The sequence below is a fragment of the Bradyrhizobium sp. SPXBL-02 genome (genome assembly GCF_051853065.1).
Taxonomy (GTDB): domain Bacteria; phylum Pseudomonadota; class Alphaproteobacteria; order Rhizobiales; family Xanthobacteraceae; genus Bradyrhizobium.
The window spans coordinates 1,789,375-1,803,322 of sequence record NZ_CP182474.1 but is presented as its reverse complement, the minus strand read 5'-3'; the positions used below and the strand labels follow the sequence as shown (position 1 = coordinate 1,803,322).

The following is a 13,948-nucleotide window of genomic DNA, read 5'->3' as shown; positions in this document are numbered from 1 at the left end:
CGTCATTCGGATCGTCATGATTGCGAAATCTGTTCTTTGCCAAAGCGCTTATTGTACTCTGCGGCAAAGCTTTCGGATATTGGCGCGCTGAAACGGGGAAAGTCCACCGACGGCTTTGGCTGAGCTGCTACGGCCGAAGTCTCGAGGGATGGCCGCCACGCACCGCCAAAGTAGTGCTGGCCGTAGCCCATCGCTAGCTCAGGTACTACGGGATAGAGTAGGCTCAGGAACAGCGAGATCTGCGCAGCATTCCATGTCCAATCGTCTGCATGTGCGAAGCCAGCTAGCTCGAAGTAGCTGTCGATGATATCAAGCGCATCCCAGAAACGCAGCGCGGTGACCGCATCGGCATAATCTTCAGCGAAGCGGCGGAAATTCGGGGAGAGTTCGGTGCTCTCTACTGTACGTGCGTTTTCTGCACACCGCCGTAACGCATCTTCCCAGACCCGAATGCGTGACGCTGCCGAGATGAGGCCATCGAGATCAAAATCGTTTGCGTCGGTTCCAAAGGGCTTGGCCACTCGCGCCAGTGCATAACGGAGTACGTTTGGCCCCACCTCACGCGCCACTTCGTCGGCCCAAAGAGCATGATCACGACTGGTGGAAAACTTCTCGCCTTCCAGCTTGTAGAAATCCTGGACGGAGTGATTTTTTGGAATTGGGTAGCCGCGCGCCAGCAGAGCGCCGGCCACACCTAGCGTGTAATAGAAGCGATTATCTTGCCCCATGAAGAAGACAAGCTCGCTGTTCTGGTCGTGCAACGTCGCGTTTGCGTCCAGACCTAAGCGGTCGCATTGCTCGCGAATTCCGGTGTCGAAGCACCAGAGGCCCTCAAACCATGTAAGCAGTGTTTGGCCAGTCAGAGAGTCAGGTTGTTTTACCTCAACTCCGTGCCTAAAATGGCGGGTCATCGGCAAGCCGCGCACCTCCCGCTGTAGCCAAGCGCGCGCCTTGGCGCGTATCGGCTCGGGCCACGCGCTTTCTCCAATGGCTTCGTCCAGCTGGCGAGCGAGCCGTGGCATGTCGAACACGGCCTGCTTGATGGCTCTTAGCACAAGATTGCGGCCGCAGGTGACGTGCCGTGCGTCACGGATTGTGCCGTGCTGAACAGCCAGCCCGCAGTTCTCACACAGATTGCTGTCGCAAGGCGATGAGCAGGCCGGGCAACGGCCAGTTGCGAGCGAGTCCGCAACGAGCTCATCGCAACGTTCGCAATACAGTTGGACGCCCGGCCGTACGTCGACGTAGCCGGCCTCTTGCAGCTCGCGGAATATCGCTAGCGCATTTTCCTTGTGAATCTCGCTAGATGTGCGCACGAACACATCAGGCGTAATTTGTACGGCACGCAAACACTCTAGGATCTGGTGAACGAATTGTTCTGCGACCTCGCTAAAGGATCGGCCGAGCTTTCGTGCCGTTTCGAGCGTATGTGTGCCGTGCTCGTCTGAGCCGGTGATGTAGTAGGCCCGATGGCCGGTCATGCGTTGGAAGCGGACGAAGATATCAGCGAGTAAATACACGCCGCCGATGTGGCCCAGATGTAGTTTGCCGTTAGGGCAAGGCGGCGCAGGACAGACAAAATAAGTGCGCACGTCAATCCCACCAGATCGAGATAAACTTGAGAGTGCTGTCTTGGCTGATATTGCGGATAGTGTGCGTCTGATGTGGCGACATGTAACACAAGGTCGCTTCGCTAACATTACGGACCTGGCCGTCGACTTCGAACTCTCCGAGACCAGAGATCAGCAGCCACAGCTCGTGCTCCTGATGATCGTGCGGGTCGACCGCATCGCCTGGAGCGAGCTCCACGACTGAAGCGCCAAATGCTAGGCTGAGACCCTCCGGGAGATGCTCCAAAAGGCGCCAGACCAGAACTCCGTATTCCGATCTCATCAGAGAATAATCGAGCTGCCTCGTGTACACGTTGGTCTTCCTCAGACGGGGCAATCAGTCGCGATAGAATATGCCATTGGGACGCTTTAGGTTTTCAAGATCGGCCACCGCTTCCTCTGGTGGGTTGTAGGCGCGTTTCATGCTGTTGTATTCGGTGCGTGTCGGCCCGCCAGTGGAGGCGCGCTGGAATACCAAGTGAATCGCACGACGCGACCGATCGCTCTTGTTTGGCAAGGAGTAATGGGGCGCATAATCGTCGAAAATGAAGACGTCACCAGCTTTCAATCGCACGGGCTCCCATGTGAAGGTTTCGGCGATCTCCGGGTAAATCACGCCGCCGGCATCCATCGGAAACATTCCCTCCTTATGGCGAGCTGGCGTGAAGAAGAGCCCACCGTTACCCGGATCGGAGTCGTCCACGGCGATGGATGCAATTGCGTGAACCATGCGGTCGGGTATCTTGTGCGGCACATGGTAGATGTCCTGATGAGGGCGGTATCCGCCGCTGTCCGGGTACTTGAAGATCAGAAGCTCCTTCAACATCCGTGTCTTCTCATTCAAGAGTGTCTCGACTGCCATACGAATGCGGCCATCGGCCAGGAGCGCCTCCCGTAGAGGGCCATGGTAGTGTAGGAAGTTCTCGGCCTTGGAGATAATCTTCCGGCTGTCACTCGTCTTCTCGAACCACAACATCCACTTATCGGAGCTTACATCCCAACGTGCAACTTCCTCAACGTAACGGGAGATCTTTCCGCGCGTGGCTGGATCGAAGAACCCTTCCAATCGAAGATATCCATCCTTACGCCATTTCGATTGTTGTGCCTCAGTCAGCATGTGTGAGCTCCTTCCTAAGATGGGGCGGATCGATTGCGCTTTGCCCGAGGCGAGTTGCCAGCACCGCATTAAGAGCGGTCGCGCTCAATAGGCTCAGCAACATCACGTCAAGGCCGAATCCACCGACCAACTGCCCTCCGACCAGGGGAAAGCCGAAGAGCCCGAGGAAGTATGCGAGGGTAAAGATCTGCGAGGTAGTGGGTACTGAGACGCCGTGATCGCCGGCGAGATTGACGGCGATCGTGTTCAAGGTTGAATAACTTAACCCATAGCCGACGGCAAACAGCACTGTGGCCACAATATAGAGTGAGGTGCTGCCACCGTTGAGAAGGAACAGCACCAGAGACGCAGCGGTCAATAGGATGAGAGTGATCGCCAGTCGGCGTAACGGCAGGCTGCCCATGAGGTGAGCGACTGAGAAGCGTAGCACCACGCTTGCAGCAGTAAATACCAGAAAGAACAAATCGGAATTCAAGTGACGTGATACGGAATACGCGCTCTGATATGTGGACAGCCCCGCGAAGATACAGGCTGAAATCGCAATCATGGCGATCGGGAGCGCTGTGCATTGCTGAAGCAGTGCCGTAGTCGCGGCAAGTGTAATCGCGATATCCGGCATAGCCATTGCCGATAGCTTCGACATCGCGCGTCTTGTCAGGTCTACGCAGGCGGCGGCAATCACGCACGCAATCGCAAGCACCACATAAATCGTGGCCAGCGAACCAGTGTATTTCGCAAGCAAGTGACCAAGTGGAGTCGCTAGGCCGAGCCCAGCCATTTGTGACCCGGATAGGACCGTCAAATACTGAATACGCGCTGATGGCCGTAGATGGCGAATGACCTGCAGCGGCGCCAGAATAAAGAACACTGACCAAGCAGCGCCCACCAGTAGTCCTCCAACGTACGCCGCTCGCGTATCGAAGGCAGCGCCGGCAAAGGCCAGCATGGCTACCGCCATAATGAGCGATGCGACAGTCAACGTGGGTAATAGGCCTATCTGCTTTGCCAGCCACCCAGCCAGGCAACAGGAAACGAGAGTAGTAGCCATGCCGCTGGAAATAATAAGACCCGCGGCTCCACCATCCGCTTCGAGCGCATCCATGTAGTCCGGTAATAGAAAGCTAGTGCCGTAAGCTGCTGCAACGACAATGGAGGCAATCAAAAATGGTACAAAGGCGCGGTAGTCGAGCGTGCCTGGAAGCTGGTCGGCGGGGTTGGCCGTTCCATCCGCAAACCGGCCCTGCAGCGGTGAGGTCGATCCGCCGTTCATGTGCTACCCAATACCTGTCGGGTTGATCGCATCGCAACCACACCGGTATCTCGTTCAGACGGGTCTGAAGCTGCGCAACCCTCAATCATCTGCCTGTCGGATGTATTCAAATAGAACGGTCGGCCGAGCAGGCTATTAATAATTTGGCTGTTGCGGTACGCCACCAAAGATAGATTGGCACTCTGCAATCCGTGCTGCACCCGGCTTTGATTTTGTAGATAAATTGGTCCTGGCATGTGCCGACCGAAGCGGACTGCGTAGTCCGGGCCGAGTACGGGCAGGCCATCTTCCGTACACGCGCCCTCGAGAAGGCCTTCCAAGAAGGGCGGCGTACGTGGCTGGAAACCTGTAGCAAGCACTATACGATCGACAACGATGCAGCTATTTCGCTGCGTTGCGATCTCATCTAGATCTACTCGCCAGCGCTTTTGTGGGACTTGATGTCTTTCACGACTACGCTGGACAACACACGAAAACGGTCGGCCAGCGTGCCATCCACGCTGCGTTCGTACAGCATTTCATACAGGCGATTGCACAAATCGACCGAAATACCATCGCTCGTAAGCATCTCGCCCTCGACCAGGTCCCGGCGCTGCTGAAGTGGTAGGGCGTGAAAGCGACGGCTATAGGAGGGCGTATAAGCCTCATTCACAAAGCTGTTGTCGTCGATCGAGAACAAGTTTGAACGCGACGTTGCCCACGTGATTTGGGTGGATAGAGAACGAGTAAGCATGTCCTCAATAATCTCAGCCCCGCTCTGACCACCTCCCACGACGAGCACATGCTCGTTTGCACGCGGAAGCTGCCGCTCGAGATAGTCGGCTGCATGGTAGACAGTGTCACATAGAAGAGATCTCGCGCAGGGAGGGATCTTGGGCTCTACGCCAACGCCCACAACAACAGCGCGCGCCAAGTATGTGGTTGTATTTGTGCTGATGCGGTAGCCGTTCCTAAACGGAACAACATCCGTGACGTCCTCCGAGAAGCGGAGCGTATTGAGTCGCCCTGCGACCCACCGGTAATACTCAATGAACTCCTGCCGGGACGTTGAAGCATTGCGCTTGTTGACAAAGCTGTAGAGCCGACCATGCAGTGCCAAATAGTTGAGGAATGAGTATGGGCTAGTAGGATCGACTAGGGTCACGCAATCCTTGAGCGGCGACACCTGCAGGCGGCTGTTCGGCAGTGCAAGGCCTGGATGCCAGAAAACTGCTTCTCGCTTCTCCAGGAAAAGTGCGCGGAGCGGAGTAGGTTCAATAAGCGCTGCAAGACTGAGGTTAAATGGGCCGATCCCAATTCCGATGACATCCAGCATTTCCACAGAAGTCTCTTTGAGCTCGTGTAAGTTCTTGCCCTTCGCGCTCGTGTAAACCCTCTCCGGGTCCTTCGCTTCATTACCGAAGAACGTCTGTGTGACTTGGGATGGGGCAGCGGCTTGGCCTGTAGCCGCGGGAGGCGTGGTGAATGACGCATCCGCAATAGCCGCGTCTGGCAAGACGTCTGTTGAAACCGGCAACAGTCTCATACGTGTGAACACTAAAGTCCGCCTGCTACCTTCTTCACCCACCTCATCCGGTGATCTCTGTGCTCATTAGCAACCGCCGTGCCACCCACAAAATCTCGAGCTGCGCCTTGTTGGACGAGAAGAACATGCCCACGCACAGCGTTTCGTGCGGAGTTGCTCCGACAGCTCCTGTCGGATTTACGACATTGAGGCGGCAATCGGACACAACATACAGAATACGAAGCGCGGAGGTCCGTGGGAGGAAATCAACACACCGGGAATGCCCATCTATGCCGACAATGCGCAAATCACCACGACCCTCCACGCATCATCAGCGTTACAACAAGTGTCGGTGACGATCTACATCGAGAGTGGACTCGGCGAATAGGTCTATCATGTCAGTAAAGGAGCGGTACGGGCCGACAAGCTGCCCTCCGATGGGCGACGCCAGATTGGCCCGTTTCATTTACCCGGTGATATTTTCGGATTCGAGAATGGTGGGGGACACCGATTTTGCCGCGAAGACCGTTACGCAGGGCGCTGTTCGGCTGGTTAATAGGCACACTCTTGATGCAATCGCCCACACTGACGCACTTGTCTGGCGCACGTTGCTCAGCATGACCATGGCTAAATTGCAGCACACGGAGAACCAAATGCTGCTGCTTGGACGTAAGACTGCTCTGGAGCGCGTTGCCGCTTTCTTGCATGAGATGGATGCGCGGCTCATGACTGCTGATGTTATGTCACTGCCAATGTCTCGCCGAGACATCGCGGATTACCTTGGCTTGACCATCGAGACCGTCTCACGCGCAGTGTTGCAATTGCACAATAATGGTGTTCTTGCTTTCGTCGACAACACTCAACGCGAGATCATAATTCTAGACCGGCAGCGGCTCGCTATTCGACCTGCAGAGTTGAGCGACGGCCGAGTGCTTGCAAGCCGTAACTCGGGACGAGCAAAGGTGACGCGGCTACGGCTTGTCAGGCAGCCGTTCGGCGAGCGGCGAATCAGCATGAACAAGCTCGTGGTTGCGTTAGACTCCCTTCAATTGATGGATGATCCGTATCCTAGATCCCCTTCAGAGCGTGTTCGCAATCCTTGGCTCGCGTGCCCAATGCCGTTGCCAATCGCGCGATGACAGCGTTTTCCAACCCCTCGTTTTGCGCGTCGGTGCGAATGTCCGTCACCAGGTCAGGAATCTGCCCGGCCATGGAGATCAGCCTGGTGATGAGCACGTCCGCATCGACGCGCGTCTCGCGTGCAAATTTTTGCCAGTGACGCAAGCCAATGTGATCGAGCTTATGTTCACCCCCGACTTTCATCGCGAGCTTGATTTTGCGCTGATCGACGTGGTCGTAAGGAAGAATGCTGGCGATGTCGTAAAGGGGAGCGAGACGCACGAGAGGACCGCTGCCCAGAAGCAATGAATAGTTCTTGGCGTGAGCATCGGAGCCTCCAATGAGCCAGTTGAAGATCAAAGCGCTGACGAACGTCTCAACGTCAGCCTCGCGGTCTGTCGAGTAGGTCCGCAAGAACTCGACCACATCGGCAGGCGCAGGTCCGCCCTCGCTCTGGTATTTCTTGGTCGGTGGGATACCCAGGGCCTGACAGATATCTTCCTGATGAACGCGGATAATGTCGTTCCCGCCGACCTGCCGATCGTAGCGTTAAACCACGATCGCTATTTCCTGTTCGAAGCGCATCACCTTGGTTTCGGCGGCTGGCAGCCCGAGTTCGCGTGCGAGCTGCAGGCAGATATGCTCATTCTCAGCGTGACCATCGAAATGGCCCGTCGGCGGTTTCAAAATGTGGGTGGTTGGTATGCGCCCGGACGGAATGCCCCATTTGTTGTCTTTGAGGACAAGCATCGGTTTTCGGCTGGGCGCCTGCAAGACTGAATTGACCCGTGTCGCGGAGCAGACGCCAGGCAGCGTGATCCTCGCGCAAGACTCGAAGCCGATTTGCTATTTCCGGCTTATCCAGGCATTCGATCTTGTCATCTTTGCCTATTTTCAGAGCCTCCAATCGATCAGTCGTGACGAACTGGATGGCCCCGGCGCAATCCTCTCCGACGTTAGAGATGAGGGCAAACACGTTGCGCGCCGATACCTGAAATTTCTTGGCCCAGCGCTCGAGCACCTGCTCATTGTCAGGAAGCAGCCCCCACAAGAAGGACTGAACAGTGGCTGGACCGTGCTCCTCGGCGGCAAGCGGCATCGAAAGCGGCAGGGGATAGGCCCCCTCCGAGTTGCGCCATGCATTGTCATAGACGAAGGTCAGCCGGCCGCGCGGGTCACTGCGGACGCGACCGACTTCGGTGCCATCCAAGAGTGCAATGAGCTCGGCCATTATGTCTTGCCTTTCTTGGCTTTGGTGACGATGGCGTTGATATCAACTGCGGAGGTTGACCCGCGGCTGGTGGACCCTCCACTATTGGCGTCCACCGGGATGCCGAGAACGTCGAGAGCACGGAGGACAAGGGCCAGCTCCGCGCGGGGATGACTATGCTCGACGTTAATCACCCATTGACGGCTGACGCCGATCCGCTTGGCGAGTGTCGCCTGATCTAGCTTGAGGCGTTTGCGTCTGTCTCGAATGACGGCGCCCAGGTCGGCAGGCGTACGGATAAGCATGGCAACCCTAAATGTCAGCGTTCACTTACATTAGCATATGTCGTCGCTCGTTGACAATTCAAGATGTCACCATTCGCCGACATTCTGATGTCGGCGATCGCTTTCGCCCCCGGAAATGCTAAGGTTTTCAGAGATATAAAGCAGACAACCTGGCAGGCCTTAGCGGTCCCCGCTCCGCCGGCAAGTTCCTCGCCTGTCGGTGTCTCCTTGCTCGGATGTGACACCGAGTGGCGGCACCTCGGGCCATGAGCCGCGCGCGCTCATGTGCCCCGATCAATCGGCATGAGCATTTCCTTCTCGCCGCTCGATACCTTTGCAGGGCTTCTTCACCGCTCTTCGCGGGTCTGAGAAGACGATGACGTTGCGAGCCCTGCTGTCCCCTCGCCGTTCGATGCGTGGCTGCACCCATGCCGAGGCGAGCCTCGGATCCCAAATTGCTCGTGGGATGCAAGGCGTCGGCTGCCTTAGGCACACCGCACGCCGACTATCAATCAGCATTTCCAAACGCATGGATTTCGACCATTCCGGACGCGCCTTAATCTAACCCCGGCAATTTTGAAGGATCTGGGTCATCGACGAGCAGCGTTACTCGCATCGCAAGTTTTGTCCGCTGATCCTCATGAATGGACGAGCCGTATTTCTCACCCTCAATGGCGGCTTACTAATTGCTTCTACATCTGGCTTGGTTGCCGTCCGGTAGTTCGTCGTTGCTGCACGAGGTTGCGGTCTATGTCGGCTGGAAAGGACTTGAAGTCATCAGGCTCGGCCTCGAGCCTTTCGCACACAAGCCGGACTGGCAACCCATCGTGGCGGGACGAGCGTCGCGAAGCATCTACGGACATCGTAGTATGCCAGGCGTGAGCAGGGCCGTTGCCCTCGCACGGTCGGTACGGTCGCCGCGATTTAGAGCGGGCCTCGCGCTTCAAACCCATGCATCCTCAATCAAAATGCTTGCAGCCGCCATGAATTTATCTATTTGAAACCCGTTCGAAAAATCCGCCCCGCTGTAAGTTAGATGACGCCCGGTCAATAACTTCGTCCAGAGTCCATTGGAGACCCAAGCTATTTGGAGCTAAAATGACGGGGTCCAGATCGACGAATGCCGCCGCGGCTCAGCGCACTACGAAATTTCTGGCCCGAAACCCATGCAGGAAGTCCGCCGTCCGTTGGGCATTGGACGAGATCGTGAAGATCGCGCGTCCGTTCTTCAGCACCTTGATTCAAGAAGCGATATAGGAGGCGTGATCCTCCCTCACCTCCGGTATTAATCGGCGGACAGGAAGGCCGCGCCACGAACTCGCGATTTAGGCGACTCTCGTGGCGGTATGTAGTGTCCCATTGCGCGCTGCGGCAGAAAAAGGAAGTACGTGACTCACCTAGGTGGTGTACCGACCTTCGCCAGAGTACCTGCGAAGCTTGTCGAGATAGCCACCACGATCGGTCGGAGCGAGATGTAAAGCAGTGCGGGTGCGGCTCGGTACTAACCGACCCGAGCGTGAAACCAGGCCAACTAGTCCCTACCACATCCGCACTGCCGTTGAGACTAGCGGAAAGTGACTCGGCGCGGATCGCGTCTGGAGCAAAAGCGCTGTCCCTGCCACATCCCGTTAACCCCAAGGGCTCTGTATCTGTGATAGCTTACCGCAAGCTGACATGCCTTTGCGCAATCGGTCAATGGTACGTGTGGGCTATCAATACCGGCTCAAACTGCCACGGTAATTCCTGCAACCACTCAGAACATGCTCTCAGTGCTGTTCTGGCAAGACTTTATGAGTAAGGCGCTATCCCTATCTGCATCCGCACTGCCAACGAAGTTGGCCATGGGATCGAGAGGCTAACGCACCGGCTTTGCCCTGAGGGCTGTTCACACGAAATGCCTCTTGGGCATTACGAGAACTCGGCCTTGAGTCACCTACAGAGACTGATAGGCGAGACGGCGAACGTAGCTGATCGCTGGCATTCATCGTCAGCGAGATACTATCGCCCGCCGAGAATGAGCAAAGACGGGCTTGCTGACGCCGCTGCTGATAACGTCGTCCGTCAAGCGTCATCATTGAAGTAGATCTTAGTCCTCGCCATCACTCATCGACAAGCCGCCGGGATGCGTACGTATATTCCAAAGCGATCCGGCGTGCCTGTTCAATTAGGTTGGCGGTGGCGCTATGCCCCCCGTCGGTATTCTCATAGTAGAGGTACGGTTGGCCCAACGCAGCGAGCCTTGCCGCTGCCTTGCGGCCATGCGCTGGATGCACGCGATCGTCCTTGGTGGACGTGAGAATGAAGGGGGCTGGGTAGGTCTTGCCTGGCACCAACCTCTGATAGGGCGAGTAAGCCTCGAGCCACTTGCGCTGATCGGGAATGCTGGGATCGCCATACTCGCTGATCCAGGAGGCCCCGGCGCCCAGCTTGGTGAACCGAACCATATCGAACAGCGGAACCTGTAAGATGGCCGCATTGATGAGGTCGGGTCGTTGGGTGATTGCGGTCCCTACCAGGAGGCCTCCTTGGCTACCGCCGACCACGCCTAGCCGGCGGGGAGAAGTGATTTTGCGCCGAATCAAGTCCTCCGCGACGGCGATAAAATCATCCCATGTCCGCTGCTTCGTTGCTCCTTGGGCAGTCTGGTGCCATTGGGGCCCGAACTCACCGCCGCCGCGCAGGTTCGCGACAACATACGCGTTGCCCTGCTCGAGCCAGAGTCGTCCGGTGAGGCCGGCGTAAGAGGGGATGAGCGGAATCTGAAACCCACCATAGCCGTAGAGAAGCGTTGGAGTTGATCCGTCAAACCTTGCGCTCGTGGGTCGTAGCAGAAAGTAAGGAATGCGGGCGCCATCGCGCGAGATTGCCTCGAATTGTTCGACGACATGTCTCGAGGGATCGAACCTAGGAGGTGTCGTCTTCAGGGTCTCAAGGCGACCGGTTGCGGCGTCGAAGTACCAGAGCATCGTCGGGCTAAGAAGGCTAGAGACGGTGAACATCGCCTCGTCGGTTTCACCCGATGCCGCAGCTATACCGACACTCGCATTATCTGGAAGCGGGATCGGCGTGGCCTGCCAGGCGCCTTGATGGTACTTGTAGACAAACGCCCTACTCTGAACATTGTCGAGAATCGTCAGGATTAACAAGTTTCTTGTGGCGGTGAATCCGCTGATCGCTTGTCGAGGCCCAGGCTTGAAAACGAGGGTGGGCGTGGCGCGCAGCGGATCCTGCTTCCATTCGATCAGGTCATACGAGATGATCGAGCCGGCTGAGAAGGGGGTGTCTCCGGACGGCGGCATCCAGTCTTCATTTAGCGTCACTAGCAGGCGACCACTCGCGATGCCCCCGATGGTCGACTTCTTTGGCAGATTGAGCTTAATCGGCTTGGAGCCAAAGAGAACATACTCATGCTCGAACGAACTGATGCGGCGGTCGGCGCCGGTCGCATGGATCGTGCCTTCACTGTCGCGCAGCACGAATGGTGTAGCCTCGACATCGGTCGGCTCGCCACGGAAGACCTCGTGCGCTTCCGCCAGCGACTGAGCGCGCTTGAGCTCCTTCACAACGAAAGGGTAACCGGCTTGCGTCATGGTCCCTTCGCCCCAATCGCGTGCAATCAGGACCGTGTCGCTATTGACCCAAGTGACCTGCTGTTTTCCCTCGGGAAGTGCGAAGCCGTTTGTGACGAAGGTTTTGGCAACTGCATCGAACTCCCGGACGAACACAGCGTCCTTTCCGCCCTCGGACAGGTTGAGCAAGCATAGGCGCTCTTCGGGCGGAAGGCAGCTCACCCCTTTAAAAACCCAGTTCTTCTTGTCCGCGTCAGCGAGAGCATCCACGTCGAGGATGGTCTCCCATCGGGGAGCTTGGCTGCGATAGCTTTCAAGCGTCGTACGCCGCAAGACGCCGCGCACATGGTTCTCGTCCTGCCAGAAATTGTCGAGACCGCGCCGTCCCATTGAGACGTACGGAATCCGGTCCTTGGCCTGAAGAATGTGGAGCGCTTCCCCGTAGAAGCGCTGGTAACGTGGATCAGATTGGAGCGCACTGAGTGTCCTATCGTTCTCGGTGTGAGCCCAAGCCAATGCGCGCGGCCCTTCGATCTCCTCAAGCCAAAGAAACGGATCTTCAGCCCCGCTCGCAGGCGCTAGCGTCGGGGATAGCCCCGCGGCCATCAAACAGCTCATGGATAGCGAGGCTGCGATAAAAAGAGAGTTTTTCATGGGAGTTGTCCTGAAGTAGCCAGCCTTGAGCATCTTGCTAGGTGAGTGGAAGCATTCGGAGGATGCACACTCGGCTTCAAAGCGCAGGCATGCCGGAATTGCGTCCGCTGGTTTTCGATGGAGCAAGCAGCATGCCGCTTTAAATGCGAGGTTCTTCGGCGTTCCCAACCCATTTAAGTGTCGACTTTCGGACGTCAGTCTCAAACCTGACAGGCGGTTCTTGGTAAAGGCGACATGTTGCAGAACGGCCACCTTGCACATCGTCGCGCTACGTAAATCTTCGACCATCATTAGCGCCTTTCGTTCGGCCACTCGCAACTGTGCTAGGCATAAATTGCCTTAAGCATGTGGCTCACCTCGCAAACCTTGCGCGAAGGGGGTATCGCTGAAAACGTTGCGGTAAAGGTAAACCATGCAGCGCTTTGGGCGCGCATCGAGTAGGACTCTGCTAAGCTCTCGACGAGGTCTCCGCAGACATCCGAAATGGCAGTTCCGGTCCGGCAACGATCGCGAATGCTGACAACGCCGCTTCATGAACAACAGCAATCAGCCAAACACATATCCACACGATCATTCCTGACTTCTAACGGCGTGTCACGTACAACCTGGTAAAGAACTGACTTACGATTACTTTCTTATTCGATCCGACGTGCGACCTATCGCGGAATAAAGAACCATCCGTGAGTGTTGATGCCCCAACGGGCTAGGCGGCATGAATCGAGTTCGCGGTCTGAAGAACTTGATTTCGCCCGCGAAATTTACGGGAAGAGTTTCGCCAACTCATTACGGCCATGGACCGACCCAGTTCTTCTTGTGGGCTGCCTCCTCGAGCTTAAAAATTGTTGCGAGCGCTGCGTTGTTCGACATCTCTGGCGTGCAGAGTGCGGTGGCCCAAGGCTCGGAATGTGCTTTCCATGCCGTATAGCCGCGACGTGGATTTCACAACATCTGTAGAGCCTAACGTAGGCAAGATCTCCGCAGGTGTGCCCGATCTCGCATTTACTTTACAATCTGATGATGCTCAATCAATTCCCAACCGCAGCGGACATGGCTGCAGAAACTATGCCTGATAGCATCTTAGCATACGCTGATTGTGCCGCTTGACATCAGTGTCGCAGATGTGCTGCTCACAAACAGCACCTGATAAGGGTCGCTTGTGACTCGATCTTTGCCCCTCGATCTACTTTCGCGCAGCGCAGAGAAGATCCTTTCCGATTCAGTCGCGACCCTGAGACCTGTTTTGGCTATGACATCAGCCACTAAAGAGTGATCCAGCTCGGCCCGCGCTCCATCCGATCTTGCCCTCGTTCCGGTCAACTATTCTTACGCGATCAAGGACGCAACGAAGGCGACGAAAACCGCAAGACGACGGGCGCCGCTAAAGCGGTCCGAGCAGGACTCTTAGCTTTCTTGCGCACTCACGCTTCCGAAAATTAAGACGAGCTGTACTCGCAACGACCAGCTGCTTGCCATCACCGCAGCTCGCGCGGAGACAAGAAGATTGCACTTTTGATTACGCAGTAAGAGCGGAACGGGTGCGCGCACACTTCAATGAACAGAAATAAACGTCGCACATGCGCGCGCGTTCTTGCTGCGCAATGTAGGGCTATC

General features: G+C 56.5%; 8 protein-coding genes and 2 pseudogenes. 1 reads left to right on the top strand and 9 read right to left on the bottom strand.

Annotated features, from left to right (window positions below; genetic code table 11):
- Nucleotides 1-14: 14 nt before the first annotated feature.
- From ACNJYD_RS08380 to ACNJYD_RS08360, 5 genes are all read right to left on the bottom strand, one after another.
- Complete coding sequence (locus ACNJYD_RS08380) at nucleotides 15-1,592, bottom strand: class I tRNA ligase family protein (RefSeq protein ID WP_439365940.1); 1,578 nt, start codon at nucleotides 1,590-1,592, stop codon at nucleotides 15-17.
- 1 nt (nucleotide 1,593) lies between these two features.
- Entirely contained in the window at nucleotides 1,594-1,923 is a 330-nt protein-coding gene (locus tag ACNJYD_RS08375; RefSeq protein ID WP_439365939.1) for a cupin domain-containing protein, read from the bottom strand.
- A 24-nt stretch (nucleotides 1,924-1,947) separates the two neighbouring features.
- The gene (locus ACNJYD_RS08370; protein ID WP_439365938.1) at nucleotides 1,948-2,727 is read right to left on the bottom strand and encodes a phytanoyl-CoA dioxygenase family protein; all 780 of its coding nucleotides are present in this window, start codon (nucleotides 2,725-2,727) and stop codon (nucleotides 1,948-1,950) included.
- On the bottom strand, nucleotides 2,717-3,997 hold the full coding sequence (locus ACNJYD_RS08365) for an MFS transporter (RefSeq protein ID WP_439365937.1): 1,281 nt from the start codon (nucleotides 3,995-3,997) through the stop codon (nucleotides 2,717-2,719). Before ACNJYD_RS08365 ends, ACNJYD_RS08370 begins: the two co-directional genes overlap by 11 nt.
- 412 nt (nucleotides 3,998-4,409) lie before the next feature.
- Nucleotides 4,410-5,534: a SidA/IucD/PvdA family monooxygenase gene (locus ACNJYD_RS08360; protein ID WP_439365936.1), complete on the bottom strand. Its 1,125-nt coding sequence runs from the start codon at nucleotides 5,532-5,534 to the stop codon at nucleotides 4,410-4,412.
- Between the two features lie 355 nt (nucleotides 5,535-5,889).
- On the opposite strand from ACNJYD_RS08360, the pseudogene ACNJYD_RS08355 reads away from it, so the two are divergent.
- A pseudogene (locus ACNJYD_RS08355) lies at nucleotides 5,890-6,400 on the top strand (helix-turn-helix domain-containing protein); the annotation flags it as partial.
- A 169-nt stretch (nucleotides 6,401-6,569) separates the two neighbouring features.
- Here the strand turns inward: ACNJYD_RS08355 and ACNJYD_RS08350 are convergent.
- From ACNJYD_RS08350 to ACNJYD_RS08335, 4 genes and pseudogenes are all read right to left on the bottom strand, one after another.
- A pseudogene (locus ACNJYD_RS08350) lies at nucleotides 6,570-7,370 on the bottom strand (HipA domain-containing protein).
- Nucleotides 7,270-7,851, bottom strand: a complete 582-nt coding sequence (locus tag ACNJYD_RS08345) for a HipA N-terminal domain-containing protein (protein ID WP_439365935.1) — start codon at nucleotides 7,849-7,851, stop codon at nucleotides 7,270-7,272. The pseudogene ACNJYD_RS08350 and the gene ACNJYD_RS08345 overlap by 101 nt, the downstream one beginning before the upstream one ends.
- A complete protein-coding gene (locus ACNJYD_RS08340) occupies nucleotides 7,851-8,135 on the bottom strand; it encodes a helix-turn-helix domain-containing protein (RefSeq protein WP_439365934.1) in 285 nt (94 codons plus the stop codon). The genes ACNJYD_RS08345 and ACNJYD_RS08340 overlap by 1 nt, the downstream gene beginning before the upstream one ends.
- A 2,078-nt stretch (nucleotides 8,136-10,213) precedes the next feature.
- A complete protein-coding gene (locus ACNJYD_RS08335; protein WP_439365933.1) occupies nucleotides 10,214-12,628 on the bottom strand; it encodes a prolyl oligopeptidase family serine peptidase in 2,415 nt (804 codons plus the stop codon).
- Between the last annotated feature and the right edge of the window lie 1,320 nt (nucleotides 12,629-13,948).

What these genes read in the sequence shown, in the direction of transcription:
- ACNJYD_RS08370 (WP_439365938.1), bottom strand. Translation starts at nt 2,727, where the DNA reads ATGCTGACTGAGGCACAACAATCGAAATGGCGTAAGGATGGATATCTT.
- ACNJYD_RS08365 (WP_439365937.1), bottom strand. Translation starts at nt 3,997, where the DNA reads ATGAACGGCGGATCGACCTCACCGCTGCAGGGCCGGTTTGCGGATGGA.
- ACNJYD_RS08345 (WP_439365935.1), bottom strand. Translation starts at nt 7,851, where the DNA reads ATGGCCGAGCTCATTGCACTCTTGGATGGCACCGAAGTCGGTCGCGTC.
- ACNJYD_RS08340 (WP_439365934.1), bottom strand. Translation starts at nt 8,135, where the DNA reads ATGCTTATCCGTACGCCTGCCGACCTGGGCGCCGTCATTCGAGACAGA.
- ACNJYD_RS08335 (WP_439365933.1), bottom strand. Translation starts at nt 12,628, where the DNA reads ATGATGGTCGAAGATTTACGTAGCGCGACGATGTGCAAGGTGGCCGTT.